This window comes from Streptomyces sp. NPDC002328 (assembly GCF_042890065.1).
GTDB lineage: Bacteria > Actinomycetota > Actinomycetes > Streptomycetales > Streptomycetaceae > Streptomyces.
This window is the reverse complement of sequence record NZ_JBIARQ010000005.1, coordinates 475,104-490,745: the sequence shown is the minus strand read 5'-3', so window position 1 is coordinate 490,745 and position 15,642 is coordinate 475,104. Positions and strand designations below refer to the sequence as shown.

General features: G+C 73.4%; 15 protein-coding genes. 11 read left to right on the top strand and 4 right to left on the bottom strand.

The genetic code is table 11. From position 1 onward, the window contains the following. Positions 1-39: 39 nt before the first annotated feature. The 4 genes from ACFYX4_RS17220 to ACFYX4_RS17205 are packed head-to-tail and all read left to right on the top strand — an operon-like array spanning position 40 to position 3,071. Positions 40-813, top strand: coding sequence for a GNAT family N-acetyltransferase (locus ACFYX4_RS17220; protein ID WP_389332938.1), 774 nt, complete (start codon positions 40-42; stop codon positions 811-813). Then, a complete protein-coding gene (locus ACFYX4_RS17215; RefSeq protein WP_389332935.1) occupies positions 813-1,649 on the top strand; it encodes a lysophospholipid acyltransferase family protein in 837 nt (278 codons plus the stop codon). Before ACFYX4_RS17220 ends, ACFYX4_RS17215 begins: the two co-directional genes overlap by 1 nt. A gap of 49 nt (positions 1,650-1,698) precedes the next feature. Next, complete coding sequence (locus ACFYX4_RS17210) at positions 1,699-2,817, top strand: NAD-dependent epimerase/dehydratase family protein (RefSeq protein WP_389332932.1); 1,119 nt, start codon at positions 1,699-1,701, stop codon at positions 2,815-2,817. Positions 2,818-2,876: 59 nt separating this feature from the next. After that, positions 2,877-3,071: a hypothetical protein gene (locus tag ACFYX4_RS17205; protein ID WP_389332929.1), complete on the top strand. Its 195-nt coding sequence runs from the start codon at positions 2,877-2,879 to the stop codon at positions 3,069-3,071. 59 nt (positions 3,072-3,130) lie between these two features. On the opposite strand, the gene ACFYX4_RS17200 is transcribed toward ACFYX4_RS17205, so the two are convergent. Beyond that, positions 3,131-4,132 carry an LLM class flavin-dependent oxidoreductase gene (locus ACFYX4_RS17200; RefSeq protein ID WP_389332926.1) on the bottom strand — a complete coding sequence of 334 codons (1,002 nt, stop codon included), beginning with the start codon at positions 4,130-4,132 and terminating at the stop codon, positions 3,131-3,133. A 54-nt stretch (positions 4,133-4,186) separates the two neighbouring features. On the opposite strand from ACFYX4_RS17200, the gene ACFYX4_RS17195 reads away from it, so the two are divergent. Beyond that, complete coding sequence (locus ACFYX4_RS17195; RefSeq protein ID WP_389332923.1) at positions 4,187-4,678, top strand: hypothetical protein; 492 nt, start codon at positions 4,187-4,189, stop codon at positions 4,676-4,678. A gap of 24 nt (positions 4,679-4,702) precedes the next feature. On the opposite strand, the gene ACFYX4_RS17190 is transcribed toward ACFYX4_RS17195, so the two are convergent. Beyond that, a complete protein-coding gene (locus ACFYX4_RS17190; protein ID WP_389332920.1) occupies positions 4,703-4,918 on the bottom strand; it encodes a dodecin in 216 nt (71 codons plus the stop codon). A 221-nt stretch (positions 4,919-5,139) separates the two neighbouring features. Here ACFYX4_RS17190 and ACFYX4_RS17185 point away from each other — a divergent pair, with 221 nt between their 5' ends. The 3 genes from ACFYX4_RS17185 (at position 5,140) to ACFYX4_RS17175 (ending at position 8,537) form a co-directional block, all read left to right on the top strand. Then, positions 5,140-6,612: a sugar transferase gene (locus ACFYX4_RS17185; RefSeq protein ID WP_389332917.1), complete on the top strand. Its 1,473-nt coding sequence runs from the start codon at positions 5,140-5,142 to the stop codon at positions 6,610-6,612. Positions 6,613-6,753: 141 nt separating this feature from the next. Then, the gene (locus ACFYX4_RS17180) at positions 6,754-7,410 is read left to right on the top strand and encodes a DapH/DapD/GlmU-related protein (protein WP_389332914.1); all 657 of its coding nucleotides are present in this window, start codon (positions 6,754-6,756) and stop codon (positions 7,408-7,410) included. Next, on the top strand, positions 7,407-8,537 hold the full coding sequence (locus ACFYX4_RS17175) for a glycosyltransferase (protein WP_389332911.1): 1,131 nt from the start codon (positions 7,407-7,409) through the stop codon (positions 8,535-8,537). Before ACFYX4_RS17180 ends, ACFYX4_RS17175 begins: the two co-directional genes overlap by 4 nt. A gap of 58 nt (positions 8,538-8,595) precedes the next feature. Here the strand turns inward: ACFYX4_RS17175 and ACFYX4_RS17170 are convergent, their stop codons facing one another. Both ACFYX4_RS17170 and ACFYX4_RS17165 read right to left on the bottom strand, forming a co-directional pair. Next, positions 8,596-9,792 (bottom strand): glycosyltransferase family 4 protein, encoded by a 1,197-nt coding sequence (locus ACFYX4_RS17170; RefSeq protein ID WP_389332908.1) that lies wholly within the window; start codon positions 9,790-9,792, stop codon positions 8,596-8,598. A 40-nt stretch (positions 9,793-9,832) separates the two neighbouring features. Further along, positions 9,833-10,813, bottom strand: coding sequence for an NAD-dependent epimerase/dehydratase family protein (locus tag ACFYX4_RS17165; protein WP_389332905.1), 981 nt, complete (start codon positions 10,811-10,813; stop codon positions 9,833-9,835). A 167-nt stretch (positions 10,814-10,980) separates the two neighbouring features. Between ACFYX4_RS17165 and ACFYX4_RS17160 the strand changes: the two genes are divergently transcribed. From ACFYX4_RS17160 to ACFYX4_RS17150, 3 genes are read left to right on the top strand one after another with little or no spacing between them, the layout of a single operon-like run. Continuing rightward, a complete protein-coding gene (locus ACFYX4_RS17160) occupies positions 10,981-12,513 on the top strand; it encodes a hypothetical protein (protein WP_389332902.1) in 1,533 nt (510 codons plus the stop codon). Continuing rightward, a complete protein-coding gene (locus tag ACFYX4_RS17155) occupies positions 12,510-14,090 on the top strand; it encodes a hypothetical protein (RefSeq protein ID WP_389332899.1) in 1,581 nt (526 codons plus the stop codon). Before ACFYX4_RS17160 ends, ACFYX4_RS17155 begins: the two co-directional genes overlap by 4 nt. Next, a complete protein-coding gene (locus ACFYX4_RS17150; protein ID WP_389332896.1) occupies positions 14,087-15,631 on the top strand; it encodes a lipopolysaccharide biosynthesis protein in 1,545 nt (514 codons plus the stop codon). Before ACFYX4_RS17155 ends, ACFYX4_RS17150 begins: the two co-directional genes overlap by 4 nt. Positions 15,632-15,642: the final 11 nt, after the last annotated feature.

Sequence of the window (15,642 nt, the reverse complement as noted above, 5' to 3'; positions counted from 1 at the left end):
GCCACCGTCCCCGAAGTGGCCCGTGCCCAGGAGAGAGCCATGACCGGCGTTTCCACCCTCGCTCGTCCCCCGCAGTCCACGGCCCCCGTCCGCTACACCGTCACCCTCGCCCGCGACGAGGCCGACGTGCGGGCCGCTCAGCGGCTGCGGCACGACGTGTTCGCCGGGGAGATGGGCGCCCTGCTCACCTCCGCGCAGCCCGGCCTCGACGTCGACCCCTTCGACGCCTACTGCGACCACCTGCTGGTGCGCGACGCCGACACCGGGCAGGTCGTCGGCACCTACCGGCTGCTGCCGCCGGAGCGCGCCGCGGTCGCCGGACGACTTTACTCCGAGGGCGAGTTCGACATGACCCGGCTGGACGGGATCCGGCCGGGACTCGTCGAGGTCGGCCGCTCCTGCGTGCACCCCGACCACCGCGACGGCGCCGTCATCGGCCTCATCTGGGCCGGGATCGCCCGCTACATGGTGGACCGCGGCCACGAGTGGCTGGCCGGCTGCTGCTCCGTCCCGCTCGCCGACGGCGGCGTCCTCGCGGCCGGCACCTGGGACCGGGTGCGCGACAAGTACCTCGCGCCGCAGGAGTTCCGCGTCCGGCCGCTGCTGCCGTGGTCCCCGCCGGCGGACCTCGCGCCGCCCGCCCGCACCGAGCTGCCCGCGCTGTTGCGCGGCTACCTCCGCCTCGGCGCGTGGGTGTGCGGCGAGCCCGCCCACGACCCGGACTTCGGCGTCGCCGACCTGTACGTGCTGCTGTCCATGCGCCGGGTCGACGCGCGCTACCTGCGGCACTTCCTCTCCCTCGTCCCGGCCTGATGAGCGTCTGGCTGCCCGGCGCGCCCTGCACCCCGCGGGCGTGCGTGGAGCCGGCGGGGTCGCGCGCCGCCGTCCCCCGGGCGGTGCTGCGGCTCACGGCGGTGCTGGCGCTCGTCCTCGGCGGGGTCCTGCTGTCGCCGCTCGGGGGCCGGATCCCGGCGGGGGCGGTACGAGGGTGGAGCCGGACGGTCGTGCGGGCGGCGGGCGTCCGGGTCCGCACGACCGGCGCCGCCGTACCCTCCGGCGGGCTGCTGCTGGTGGCCAACCACATCTCCTGGCTGGACATACCGCTGCTCGCCGCCGTCCGCCCGGCCCGGATGCTCGCCAAGGCCGAGATACGGCGCTGGCCCGTCGCGGGCGCCCTCGCCGCGCGCGGCGGCGTGCTGTTCATCGACCGCGACCGGCTGCGCGCCCTGCCCGGGACGGTCGCCCGGATCACCGAGGCACTGCGGGCAGGGCAGGCGGTGGGGGTGTTCCCGGAGGGCAGCACCTGGTGCGGCCGTGCCCAGGGCCGCTTCCGCCGGGCCGTCTTCCAGGCCGCGCTGGACGCCGGAGTCCCGGTCCAGCCGGTGCGCATCCGCTACCGGTCGACGACGGGCGCGTCCAGCACCGCGCCCGCCTTCGTCGGCGAGGACTCCCTCCTCGCCTCGCTGTGGCGGGTGGCGACGACCCGGGGCCTGGTCGCCGAGGTGGAGGTGCTGCCGGCGCTCGCGGCGGGGGACCACGCCGACCGGAGGGACCTCGCCACCGCCGCCGGCGCCCGGGTGCTCGGCGGGACCGGGGAGCGCCGCGAGGCGTACGCCGTACCGGACTCCCATCCCCGACTGGCCGCCTGATCGAGGAAATCCCGCTGTACGGCGGGCAGTTGACGGTCCTGGTGGGATCATGACAGCTCTCGATCCCACCTCCCGAGGAGAGCGCGTGAGCGGAAGACCCGACGGCGTAACGGTCCTGGTCACGGGCGGCAGCGGCTTCGTGGCCGCCCATCTCGTACGGCAGTTGCTGGAGCGCGGGTACCGGGTGCGCGCCACCGTCCGCAGTACGGCGAGCGCGGCGAAGACGCGCCCGCTGCGCGCGCTGGGCGACGCCCACCCGGGGCGGCTCGACCTGTTCGAGGCCGATCTGCTCGTGGCCGGCTCCTTCGACGAGGCGATGAAGGGCGCTTCCGTCGTCTTCCACGTGGCGTCGCCCTTCCTGATGCCGGAGAAGATCAAGGACGGGCGGCGGGACGTGGTGGAACCCGCCCTTGAAGGCACCCGGAACGTGCTGGCGGGCATCGAGCGCACGGAGACGGTCGAGCGGCTGGTGTTCACGTCCACCGTCGGCGCGGTCTTCGGCGACTACGCCGACGTCCTGGAGATGGACGACCGGATCCTGTCGGAGAAGTACTTCAACTCCACGAGCACGGTGGACAACAACCCGTACCACTACGCCAAGACGGTGGCCGAGCAGGCCGCTTGGGACGCGGCTGCCGCCCAGGACCGCTGGGACATGGTCTCCGTCAACCCCGGCCTGATCCTCGGTCCTTCCCTCACCCCCGCCTCGGACTCCGGCAGTCTGTTCCTCCTCGACGAGCTGTTCAAGGGCTACTTCTTCTACGGCGCACCTGACTTCAGCTTTACGACCGCCGACGTACGGGACGTGGCCGCGGCCCACATCGCGGCGGCGGAACGGCCCGAGGCGCACGGCCGTTACCTCGTCGCCGCCGAGGAGATGACGTCGTTCCACCGGATGTCGGCGATCCTGCGCGCCCGGCACCCGGGCAGCCTCCGCCTGCCCCGAACGGCCTTGCCGCACTGGCCCGTTCGCGTCCTCGGCCCCGCCTTCGGCCTCAGCCAGGACTACATCCGCGGCCACCTCGGCATCCGCTTCCGCGTCGACAACCGCAGGAGCGTCGAGGAGTTGGGCGTGGTGTACCGGCCGGTCGAGGAGACGCTGCTCGACCACTACGAGACGTGGAACGCGCAACGCCGGGCCCGCAGTTCACGCGCCCGACCGGCCTGAGAGGATGGCGCGGGCCGCGTGGATCACCGGGAGACGCGGGGAGGAGAAAGGGGACGGGCATGGCCTTGCTCGTACTGACGGGCGTCCTCGTGCTCGTCGTCGGAGGGTGCGTGTGCGTCGTCTGGGCGGCACGGGGCGGCCCGCGCTGGGTGCGTGTGGCAGCCGCCGTCACCGTCGGCCTGGGACGGCTGGTCAGCGCGTCCGGGCGCGGCGGCCGTGGCTCCGGCGGCTCGGGCGACGGCTCGGACGGCTGACCCCGGCCTTCCTGGTCTCCTCGTCAGCCTCTCCCCGTCAGCCGAGCCGGAAGCGCCGATCAGCGGAGCCGGACGAGGTCGGCCAGCCGGCGGTAGGAGTCCAGCAGCGCGCGCCGGTCGTAGGTGCTCGTCGTGACGAGGACCTCCTGCGCCCCCGTCTCCTTCAGCACGGTCTCCAGCTCCTCGGCGACCTGCTCCTCGGTGCCCGCGAGCTGCCCGGCGAGGCCGGCCTCGTAGAACCCGCGCTCCTTCGCGGTCATCTCCAGCGCCTCGACCCGCTCGGCGGGCGGCAGCGGCGGGAAGGACCCGTGGGTGCGCGAGTACGCCATCGACCAGGCCTCCGGCACCAGCAGCCGCCGGGCCTCCTCGGGCGTCCCCGCGACGGCGACCGTGCCGGACACGACGACGTACGGCTCGGACGCCCAGGCGGAGGGGCGGAAGCGGGCCCGGTAGAGGTCGATGCCGCGCCGCATCCGGTCGCGGTCGCGCAGATCGCCGACGACCATCGGCAGTCCCGCCTCCGCCGCGATCCGCGCGCCCTCGCCCATGGCCAGCACGAACGGCGGCACGGACAGCCCCTCGGCGGGACGCGCGTGCACGCCCGTCGGGGACGCGCCCCGGAACCAGTCCAGCAGCTCGCGCAGTTGGGCTGCGAAGTCCTCGGCGTCGTCCTTGCCGCGCCCGAGCGCCCTGCGCACCCCGTCGGTGAAGCCGACGGACCGGCCGAGGCCCATGTCGATCCGGCCGGGGAAGAGGGACTCCAGCACCCCGAACTGCTCGGCCACCACCAGCGGCCGGTGGTTGGGCAGCATCACCCCGCCCGTGCCGACCCGGATCGTGGCCGTCGCGGCGGCCACGGCGGCGGCGAGGACGGTCGGCGCGGAGCCGGCGACGCCGGGCACACCATGGTGTTCGGACACCCAGAACCGGTGGAACCCGAGCGCCTCCGCCTCCCGGGCCAGCGCCACGGTGTCGCGCAGCGCGGAGGCGGCGGAACGCCCCTCGCGGACCCGGGAGCGGTCCAGGACGGAGAAACGGACGCCTTCGATCACAGAGCTCACACGGTGTTCAACGCGAGCGGACCGCCGTGATTCCCCTGCCTCTAAGGTGGTGATGTGACCGACAGCAGCAACCGCCCGCTCGCCGTGTTCGACCTGGACAACACGCTCGCCGACACCTCCCACCGGCAGCGGTTCCTGGAGCGCAGCCCGCGGGACTGGACCGCCTTCTTCGCCGCCGCGCCGCAGGATCCGCCGATCCCGGAGGGCGTGGCGCTGGCGGTGGAGAGCGCGCGGGAGTGCGAGGTCGTCTATCTCACCGGCCGGCCCGAGCGCTGCCGGCGGGACACGCTGGAGTGGCTCGCCCGGCACGGGCTGCCGGACGGGCCCGTGCACATGCGGCGCAACGACGACCGCCGGCCCGCCCGCCGCACCAAGCTGGACGTGCTGCGCCGGCTCGGCCGCAACCGGGAGGTGCGGGTCCTGGTCGACGACGACGAACTGGTGTGCGACGACGCCGAGCGCGCCGGTTTCGCCGTGCTCCGGGCGCGCTGGACCCTCCCCTCGGCCGCGCTTCGGGTGGCGCAGGAGCGGGAGGGGCGTACCTGAGTCGTACCGCCCGGCGGGCGGGCGTCAGTCCGACCCCTCCAGGCGGAAGCCGACCTTCAGTCCCACCTGCCAGTGGGCGATCTCGCCGTCCTCGATCTGCCCCCGCACCTGGGTCACCTCGAACCAGTCCAGGTTGCGCAGGGTCTGCGAGGCCCGGGTGACGCCGTTGCGGATCGCCTGGTCGACGCCGTCCGGCGACGTTCCGACGATCTCCGTGACCCGGTAGGTGTGGTTCGACATCGGGTGCTCCTCTCGTGGGTCACTCCACCGTGCCCCAAGTCGCCTCGGACCGCGAGACGTCGGGGCGCGGGGGAGGGTGCCGCACGGGTGTCGTGTCCAATATTCCCGATATTCGTATCTATCGGATGATATAAGGATCACGATGTCAGGGGTGCGGCGGCGCGCGTCGATGGTCCGCGCGGTCGCACCCGCTCTGTGCGACTGGGGGTTTGAAGGAGACCATGCGGCGGTTCAGAATCGCGATGTCCCGGCAGGCGCCGGTACCTGTGGCGCCCCGCCCCGTCCACCGTGAGGAGACGAGGGCGCGTTGGTACGTTCCCCTCTCGGTATCCGTAGACTTCCTCGGCGCGGCCCTGCCGGTCGCCGCGACGATCGTGGAAGTCCAGGAGCCCCACCCGCTGCGCCTCGCGGCGGCCGCGGCCCTGCTGTGGCCGCTGATCGGAGTGGTGAGCAAGCGGTACACCCCCCTGGCCTGGGGGGACGGCGGCGGCCTCCGGGCCGTCATACGGGACTGGCTCGTCCTGGTCGGCGCGCTGGCGACGCTCCGCGTGGTCTGCGGACTGGGCAGCGTGCCCGCCGAGGCGTTCACGGCCCTCATCCCCGCGCTGGTCCTCACGGGCGTCTGCCAGAAGGTGATCCACCGTCATCTGCTGGCCGCCCGCCGGGACGCCCGCGCGCTGCGCCATGTGGTGGTCGTGGGCGAGACGCCGACGATCGACGCCGTGGTCGAGCAGCTCGCCCAGCGCACCGACCACGAGTACGTGATCGTCGGAGCCTGCCCGGTCGGCGACGGCGAGGTCAGCTCCGGGGTGCCGGTGTGCGTACGGCTGCCCTGCGAGGTCCCCGAGGCGCCCGACGCGGACGCCGCGGCGGTGCTCGCGGCGGCCGACGACCTGGCGGCCGACCTCGTCTTCGTGGCGCCGGGCCGCCACATGTCCGGCGAGCGCGTACGCAGGCTGTCCTGGATCCTGCACGACCAGGGCCGCTCGCTGATGGTGCTGCCCGGCATCGTCGAGGTCGCCCGCCGGCGCGTACGGCTCACCTCGGCCGCCGGACTCACCCTGCTGCACATCGCCCCGCCCCCGCAGCGCGGTGTGCACACCGTGATGAAGTCGGCCGTCGACCGGGCGGGCGCGCTCGCGCTGATCGCCCTGCTCTCGCCGCTGCTGGTGGTGCTGGCGCTGGCCGTCCGGCTCGGCTCGCCCGGCCCGGTCCTGTACCGGCAGACCAGGGTGGGCCGCAACACCGAGCCGTTCCCCATGTGGAAGTTCCGCACGATGGTGGTCGGCGCGGACCGCCTCAAGAGCGGGCTGGAGGCGGAGAACGAGAACGACGGACACATGTTCAAGATGCGCCGCGACCCCCGGGTGACCCCCGTCGGACGGGTGCTGCGCCGCTACTCGCTGGACGAGCTGCCCCAGCTGTTCAACATCCTCTTCGGCCACATGTCCCTGGTCGGTCCCCGCCCGCCGCTGCCCGAGGAGGTCGTCAAGTACAACAACGTCGAGATGCGCCGGCTCAACATCAAGCCGGGGCTCACCGGGCTGTGGCAGGTGAGCGGGCGGTCGGACCTCTCCTGGCGCGAGACGGTCGCGCTCGACCTGCGCTACGTGGACAACTGGTCGCTGGCCGGGGACATGAACGTCATGGCCCGCACCCTGCGCGCCGTGCTGGACGGTCAGGGCGCCTACTGAGCGAGGGATGTGGCCCCGCGGGGCCACATCCGCCATCCGGGCAAGTCTGCCGCCAACACGCGGCCATCGCGGGTGCTCCCTCCCGGACGGCGTGAAGGATCGCGGCGTGGACGTCTTGGGCCCCCGGAAAGGGACACCGTCATGGCACAGACAGATGCCGCACAGACCGCATCCGCACAGACCGCATCCGCGCAGTTCACCTCCGCGCACATCAGCCCCGCGCACACCGAAGCCGCGCAGCGTTCGCTGCGCGGCTTCACGGGCGCCGGGTACGACAAGGGGCGCCCCCTCCTGCACCAGGCCGCCTGGTACGCCGCCCTCCATCTGCTCTTCGTGAAGTGGTGGTTCCCCGCCCGCTGGCGGCCCCGCCTGCTGCGCGCCTTCGGCGCCCGGGTCGGCGAGCGGGTGCTGATCAGGCGGGGGGTGCGGATCCACTGGCCGTGGAAACTGGACGTCGGCGACGACGTGTGGATCGGCGAGGACGCCTGGATCCTCAACCTCGAACCGGTCACGATCGGCAGCGACTGCTGCGTCTCCCAGAGCGCGCTGCTGTGCACCGGCAGCCACCGCCGCCGCTCCGCCACCTTCGAGTTCGACAACGGCCCCATCCGGCTGGAGCCGGGCAGCTGGGTCGCCGCCCGCGCGGTCGTGCTGCGCGGCGTCACGGTCGGCCGGGGCGCGGTCGTGGGCGCCGGCGCCATCGCCCACCGGGACCTCGCCCCGGGCGCGGTCCTGACGGCCGCCGCACCTGCCGCGCCGACCGCGACCACCATGCCAGTCAAGGGAGTTGCACCGTGAGACTCGTCCATGTGGTCACCCTCGTCAGCGACGACGGGGCCTTCGGCGGACCCACGAGCGTGGCCGTCGCCCAGCTCCAGGAGTGCGCCGCCCGCGGTCACGACGTGACGCTGGTGTCGCTGTGGCGGGGCGGGAAGCGGGCCGCGCCGCGCATCGGCGGCGTCCGGTTCGTCTCCCGCCCGGCCCGGTCCCTCGTGCGGAGCCGGGGGCTGCTCGGCCTCATGCACCCGCTCCTGCTCCGCGACCTGTGGCGGGCCATGGGCGGCGCCGACACCGTTCATGTGCACGCCGGACGCGACCTCGTCTCCCTCGCCGCGCTCACCGTGGCCCGGCTGCGGCGCGCGGACTTCGTCGCCCAGACCCACGGCATGGTCGAGCCCCGCACCGGCACGGTCGCGCGGCTCTTCGACCGTCTGTACGTGCCGTTGCTGCGCCGCGCCCGCTGCTGTCTGGTGCTGACCGATCATGAACGGCGGTCCCTGGCCGCGGTGTTGGGGCCGGACGGGCCGCCGCTGCTGTCCCTGCCCAACGGCCTGCGCACCTCCGGCGACGAGGCGCTGACGCGCCCCCGCGACGACCACGAGGTGATCTTCCTCGCCCGGCTGCACCCCCGTAAGCGCCCCGAGGCGTTCGTCGAGATGGCCGCCCTGGTCCACAAGGAGATCCCCGAGGCGCGCTTCACGCTCTACGGCGCGGACGAGGGCTCCCTCCCGACCGTCAACCGGCTCGTCGCGGAACGGGGGTTGACCGACGTCGTCACCTACGGAGGCGCGCTCGACCACCCCTCGGCGCTGGAGGCCTACCGCCGTGCCGCCGTGTACGTCCTGCCGAGCGTGCGCGAGCCGTTCCCGATGACGGTCCTGGAGGCCCTCGCCGAGGGAACGCCGGTCGTGTGCACGGACAGCAGCGGCATCTCCGATGAACTGGAGCGCCGCGAGGCGGCGTTGGTCACCGACGGCAGTCCGGAGTCACTCGCCGACGCGGTGGCCGCGCTGCTCGTCGACGAGGACCTGCGCCGCCGTCTTGCCGAGGCCGGCCGGCGCGCGATCGACGAGGTCTTCTCCATCCGCGCGGTCGTGGACCGCCTCGAAGGCGTCTACGGGGACCGCGAGCCGCGTCGCGGCTGACGAACGCGCGGGCTGCCGGCCCCGTCGAGGCGGCCGGCAGCCCGGATGCGGACCCGCTTCAGCGCGCGGTGTGGCGCACCGACCGGAGGATGTCCTCGAAGCGGGAGGCGCAGTCCTCCAGGGCGAACTCCCGCTCGGCCAGGGCCCGGCTCTCCTTGCCCAGCGACTCGGCCAGCCCCGGTTCGGACAGGACCTCCCGGACCCAGGCGGCGGCGTCCTCGATCGAGGACTCCTCCGGCGGGAACACCGCCGAGCCGGCCTGCCGCAGCAGCCCCGCGGCCAGGTTGTCGGCGGGCATCAGACCGAGCACGGGCCGCCCGGCGCACAGGTACGACAGGGTCTTGGACGGCACCGAGAACCCGCCCGCGTCCGCCGCCAGCAGGACGACGAGGACGTCACCCGAGCCCAGCACCTGCGGAAGCCGCTCGTAGGGCTGGAAGGGCAGCAGCGTCAGCTCCACCCCGCGGGCGGCGGCGGCCTCCCGGAGGACGGGCACGGCCGGGCCGTCGTTGACGACGACCAGCCGCACCGGAGTGCCGCTCTCCCGCAGCCGCTCCGCCAACCGCACGAGCAGCACCGGGTTGTGCTTCAGACCCAGAGTCCCCGAGTACAGCACCGTCCGCACGCCGTTCAGACCGTGCCCCGTGGACCAGGCGTTGGCCCGGTCCACCGGGACGATCTCGTCCAGCGGCGCCCAGTTGGGGATGACGGAGACCTTCCCGGCGGTGCCCCACTCCTCGTGGATCCGCACGAAAGACTCCGCGATCACCACGATCGCCGAGGACCTGCGCGCCGCCCACTTCTCGCCCGCCCCGAACACCTTGGCGGCGATGCCCATCGCCGGCGCGACGTCGGCGGCGGCGAAGTTGCGCAGCGCCACGGCGGTGACGTCCTGGTGCCACAGCACCCAGGGGACGCCCATCCGCCGCAGCACGGCCGCCGCCACCACCAGCACCGGGACGGGCAGGTTGGACAGCATCGCCACGTCGGGCTTCTCGCGCCGTACCTGGCGGGCCAGTTCGAAGCCGAGCAGGGTCTCCTGGCTGAGCCGCCGGACGTACGCCTCCTTCTTCAGCGCGGTGCCGTTGCCGATGGTGACGAAGCGGAGCCCGGGGGCGTCCCCGGCGAGGTTGCCCTTGCCGGAGACGTAGGCCGTGCACGTCGAGTGGACGACGTCATGACCGCGGCGGGCGAGCTCGCGGCTCAACTGGGCCTGGAAGGGATGCCCGCTGTAGTCGTGTACGAGAATCCTCATCGGCTCTCCCCGCCCCCCTTCTCGTCGGTGTCGGCGCCGGTCACTGCTGGGCGCGCTTGACCTGGTCGTAGACCCACGCGTAGGTCTTCTCCAGGCCGTCGGCGAGGGCCACCGACGGTTCCCACCCGTAGATCTCGCGGATCAGGGCGTTGTCGGAGTTGCGGCCGCGCACCCCCTGCGGGGCGTCGAGCCGGTAGGTGCGCTCGCAGCGGACACCGGCGATCTCCTCGACGATGTCGACGAGCTGATTGATCGTCACCAGTTCCGACGAGCCGAGGTTGACCGGGACGCCGCTGTCGCCGTTGAGGATCGTCTGGCTGCCGCGGACGCAGTCGTCGATGTACATGAAGGAGCGGCTCTGCTGCCCGTCGCCCCAGATCTCCAGCCGGTGCTCCCCGGAGACGGCCGCCTCGGCCACCTTGCGGCACACCGCGGCCGGCGCCTTCTCCCGGCCGCCGGTCCAGGTGCCGTGCGGGCCGTACACGTTGTGGTAGCGGGCGACGCGGGTGACGAAGCCGAAGTCCTCGGCGTAGTGGCGGCACATGCGCTCGGAGAAGAGCTTCTCCCAGCCGTAGCCGTCCTCCGGCTGCGCCGGGTAGGCGTCCTCCTCGCGCAGCGCGGTGAGGTTGGGGTCGGTCTGCTTGGCGGCGGCGTACACGCAGGCGGAGGAGGAGTAGAAGTAGCGCTCCGCACCGGCCTCGTGCGCGGCCTGGAGCATGTGGGTGCTGGTGAGCACCGACATCATGCAGGCGGCCTTGTTGTTCTCGATGAAGCCCATGCCGCCCATGTCGGCGGCGAGCATGTACACCGTGCGGGCGCCCTCGACGGCCGTGCGCGCGCTGTCGAGGAGCGACAGGTCGGCGACCGTGTTCTCGGCGTCCTCGTGGGCCTGGTACCACTCGTGCCGCGGCTTGATGTCGACACAGCGGACGGTCAGTCCCTGGGCAAGCAGGTCGCCCACGAGATGACCACCGATGAATCCGCCGCCTCCGGCGACGACGACGTCGACCTGCTGGCTCATGCGCACAACTCCTCTGAGGTCACGGGGATGTGATGTGCGATAAGTTATGCAGATTTGTCATGATTTGGGACAAATGGCACGCCGTCGGAATATCCACAATCACCCGATGATGTTCCGTGCGCGCCTGGGGCGAATTGCGCAGTATGGGCGCTATATATCTTTCAGTGATGTTTCAGCCTGAATACTCGCTCGGCAGAGAGGTCGGGATGCAGGACGCTCGCGTCCGCAGTGTGGCTGCGGTCTCCCTCTGGGCCGTGGTGCTGACCGTCCTGCTGCCGGGGCTGATCCTCCAGTCGCAGCCCGTGCAGATGTCGGTCGCACTCGCTCTGCAAGCCGTCGTCGTGGCGCACACCGGCGGCGCGCTCGCCCGGGTGCTCACCGCGCCCACGGTGCGGCTCGTCGCCTTCGGCTTCTGGGTCTTCGCCTACATCTGGCTCGGTCTCGCGCCGGTGGCCATGCTCGCCTCCGACGTCTACCCCTGGCCCTACCGGACCGGCGAGCGCACCGCCGTCGCCGCCGTGGCCGTCGTCGAACTCGGGCTCCTCGCCTACAGCGCGGGCGCCGCCCTCGCCGCCCGGCGCGAGCGCGACCTCGCCGCCCGCCCGGTCCCCGCCCCGCCGGGGCTCCTCGAACGCGGCCTCTCCCGCCGGATCGCGCCCTGGCGGCTGCTGGCGCTCTGCGTGCTCGCCCTCGCCGGCACGGCCCTGCTCATCTCGGGCCAACCCGGCCGCCTGGCCGCCTACTTCACCAGCCGCCAGGCCATCACCGAAGTCGGCGCGATGAACAACGGGCAGGACGCCTTCATGCAGTCCCTGCTCAGCTGGTCGCTGTCCGTGCCCGCCTTCTGGGCACTGCTCGGCCTGCTGCGGATCCCGCGCGCGCCCGGCGGCGACCGCTGGCTGCGCGGCGCGCGGTGGCTGCTGCTGCCCGCGCTCGTCGCCCTCAACGTCGTCGTCAACAACCCCATCAGCAAACCGCGGTTCTGGGCCGGCATGGTCCTGCTCGCCCTGCTGTTCACCGTCCCCCGGCTGTGCCGGACGCGGCCCTTCCGCGTCACCGCGGCCGGACTGCTCGCCGTCCTGCTGTTCGTCTTCCCCTACAGCGACTACTTCCGCTACAGCGACCGTGAGGACGTCGCCGTCGTCTCGCTGGCCGAGCAGTTCACCGTCAACGGCGACTACGACGCCTTCCAGCAGGTGCAGACCGGCCTCGACTACGCGGGGGAGCACGGGTTCTCCCCCCAGGACGTCCTCGGCCCGCCGCTGTTCATGGTGCCCCGCTCGATGTGGCCGGGGAAGCCGGACGACACCGGCAAGACCCTGGCGGAGTACGCGGGCTATGAGTTCCTCAACCTCTCCGCGCCCCTGTGGGTCGAGAGCTACCTGTGGGGCGGCCCCCTCGCGGTGGTCGTCGTGTTCTCCCTGTTCGGCGCGGCCGCACGGCGGGTGGACGACATCCGCCACCGGCTGCGCGACCGGGCGGGCACCGTCGCCGCGCTCCTGGTCCCCGCCTTCGCCTTCTACCAGATGGTCTTCCTGCGCGGCAGCCTGCTCGGCATCGCGGGCCCGCTGACGCTGCTGGTGGTCATCCCGCTGCTCATCAGCACCCCCACCGCCCGGGCATCCCGGCTTCCCTCATCGGCGGTGCCGAGCGCACCCATCCGTCAAGCATCGATCCCCGGAACAGGAGGGCACCCGTGACCGGCCCCATCCACCTCGACGACCGGTACGACGAGCCGGACCAACTACGCGATCAACTGCGCCGGCTCCTGCGCCACCGCGGCCTGATCGCGCTGGGCGTCCTGCTGGGACTGGCCGGCGGCTCGGCCCTGTCCCTGGACCGCGCCCACACCTACACCTCCACCAGCGAAGTCCTCGTACGCTCCACCACCGACCCGTTCGGCTCGGTCGGCGTGGCCGCCGACAACCAGGTCAGCATGAGCACCGAGCAGCGGATCGCGTCGAGTGCGACCGTCGCCCTGCGCGCGGCCCGCGTCCTCGGCCGGCCGGAGAGCGACGCCGGCACGCTCGGGGCCCGGCTGCGGGTCACCAACCCGCAGAAGTCCCAGGTGCTGCGCTTCGAGTTCACCGCCCAGGCGCCCGCCCGCGCCGCGCGCGGCGCCAACGCCTTCGCCGAGGCCTACCTCGCCGACCGCAAGACGCGCAACGACGCCACCGTGCAGCGGGCCACCGAGGCGCTGGAGCAGCAGATCACCGTGCTGAACCAGCGGCTGGCGAAGGAGCAGCTGGACAAGGCGACGGCGAAGCCCGCCGCGCAGAACCAGCTCTACAACCTCCAGAAGCGCGTCCTGGACATCCGCGCCCGCGACACCGACGGCGGCGACGTCGTCCGCCGGGCCGCGGTCCCCGCCATGCCCGCCGGGCCCGGTCTGCGGACCCTGCTCGGCCTCGGCCTGGCCTGCGGCCTCCTCCTCGGCATCGTGCTCGCCTGGGTGCGCAGCGCGCTGGACACCCGCGTCCGGACGGTCGGCGAGGTACAGGCCGCGCTGCGCGCTCCCGTGCTCGGCCTGCTGCCCTCCGGCGACGGCGCGGACGACGCGCTGCTGACCGTCGGCCGCTCGGGCGGCGCCCGCACCGAGGCGTACCGGGCCCTCGCCTTCCGGCTGCGGCAGCTCGGCGGCCACGCCGGTCCAGGTCACGTCCTCGTCGTGTCGCCCCGGCGCGGCGGCGCAGCCGAGGAGGTCGGCGCCAACCTGGCCGCCGCCCTCGCCGAGAACGGCGGCGACGTGCTGCTGCTCGACGCCGCCCCCGACACCTCGGGCCTCGCCGGCCAGCTCCCGCTGATGCCGTACGAGGCGCCCACCCTGGAGGAGGCGTTCCTGCCCGCCGGAAGCGTCCTCGTCGACGCCGACGTCGCCGGCCGGCTCGCCTTCTCGTCGAGCGGCGGCACCTCCGCGCGCACCCGCAGGATCACGACCGCCGAGGCCGGCGGACTCACCGAGGCCGACTCGTCGACCGTCGTCGTCACGGGCCCGTTCCTCGCGCAGGCCGACGCCCTGGCGATCGCCCAGCGCGTCGACGGCGTCCTCGTGGTCGTCGGCCTGGGCCGCACCCACCGGGACGAGCTGAAGCAGGTGCAGGAGCTGATCGAGTGCTCCGGCGGGCGGCTCCTCGGAGCCGTCCTCGACGCCGGGCGCCCGCGCCGCGGTCTGCGCGCCCTGCGTCGCCGTCCGAAGTACGCCGCCCCGTCGCACGCCGACACCTCCACCATGGAACTCCCCGCGCAGGACGGCTCGCTCACGGTCTCCCGCCGGTGACCGCCCCCGCAGCGCCCGCGACCGCCCGCTCCGGGGCCCCGGCCCCGAGCGGGGTGGCCGCGGCCGCCAGGGGCGGATGGTGGGGCATGGCGGGCTCCCTCGCCAACGCCGTCTTCTCGTTCCTCCTCGTCGGCCTGATCACCCGGGCCGTCGGGGCGAGCGGGGCGGGAGCCGTCTTCACCGGCGTCGCCCTGTTCACCATCCTCAGCAACACCTGCAAGCTCGGCGCGGACACCGGCCTCGTCCGCTTCGTCCCGCGCGACCTGGCCGTCGACGACGGCCGCTCGGTGGGCGCGCTGCTGCGCACCGCCGTCCTGCCGGCGGCCCTGGCCTCCACCGCGGCCGCCGTGCCGCTGGTGCTGTCGCCGGCCGTGGCCACCGCGCTCCTGCCCGACCTGCCCCCCGCCGACGCCGTCGCCCTGGTGCGCCTCTTCGGGCTCTTCCTGCCCGCCGCCACCGTCGGCATGATCCTGCTCGGCGCCACCCGCGGCTACGGCACGGTGGTGCCGTTCGTCGGTGTGGAACAGATCGGCAAACCGGTGCTGCGGGTGCTGATCGCGCTCCCCCTGGCCTTCCTCGCCCCCGGGCTGCTCTCCCTCGCCGCGGCCTGGCTGCTGCCCGCGCTGGCGGGCTTCTTCGCCGCCTGGGTCACCCTGCGCCGCTGCCGCGCCCGCCGCCCCGTCCCGGACCGCGACGCGCCCCGCGCTCCCGTGTCCTGGCGCGCCTTCTGGGGCTTCGCCGCGCCCCGCGCGGTCTCCTCCGTCTTCGACATCAGCGCCGTCTGGGTCGGCGTCCTGCTGCTCTCGGCCCTGGCCACGGCCGACGAGGCCGGCGTCTACACCGCGATCGGCCGCGTCGTCACCGCCTGCACCCTCGTCCAGCTCGCCGTCCGGCTCTCGGTGGCCCCCGAGGTCAGCCGGCTGCTCGCCGTCGACGATCTGACCGAGGCACGGCACCTGCACCGGGTTTCCACCGGCTGGATCGTGCTCTTCTCCTGGCCCCTGTTCCTCCTCGTCGCCGGCTTCCCCCGCACCGTACTGTCCGTGTTCGGGCCGGAGTTCGCCGTCGGCGCGTCCGCCCTGGCGGTGCTGTGCGCCGCCTCCATGGTCAACGTGGCGGTCGGCAACGCCCAGACCGTGCTGCTGATGGCGGGCCGCAGCTCATGGCATCTGGCCGTCACCGCCGTGGCGTTCACCGTGCAGCTGACCGTCGGACTGCTCGCCGTGCCGGCCTGGGGCGTGCTCGGGGCCGCCGTGTCCTGGGGCGCGGCCATCGTCGTGGAGAACCTCGCGGCCGCCGTGCTCATCCGCCGGCGGCTCGGCTTCACCACCGTCGACGGCGGCTACACGAACGCCGTCGTCATCGCCCTGGTGGTCTCCGTGGCCGCGGGAACCGGCCGGATGGCGGCAGGTGACACTCCGTCAGGACTCGCCGTCGGGATGGTCTTGGGAATGTGTGTATTTGCTACTACTTTGTGGCGTTATCGGACGTCGCTGAGGGTGAGCGAACTGGTCGGAGTGCTGCGCCGCCGCGCCGCATGAGACCGGACACG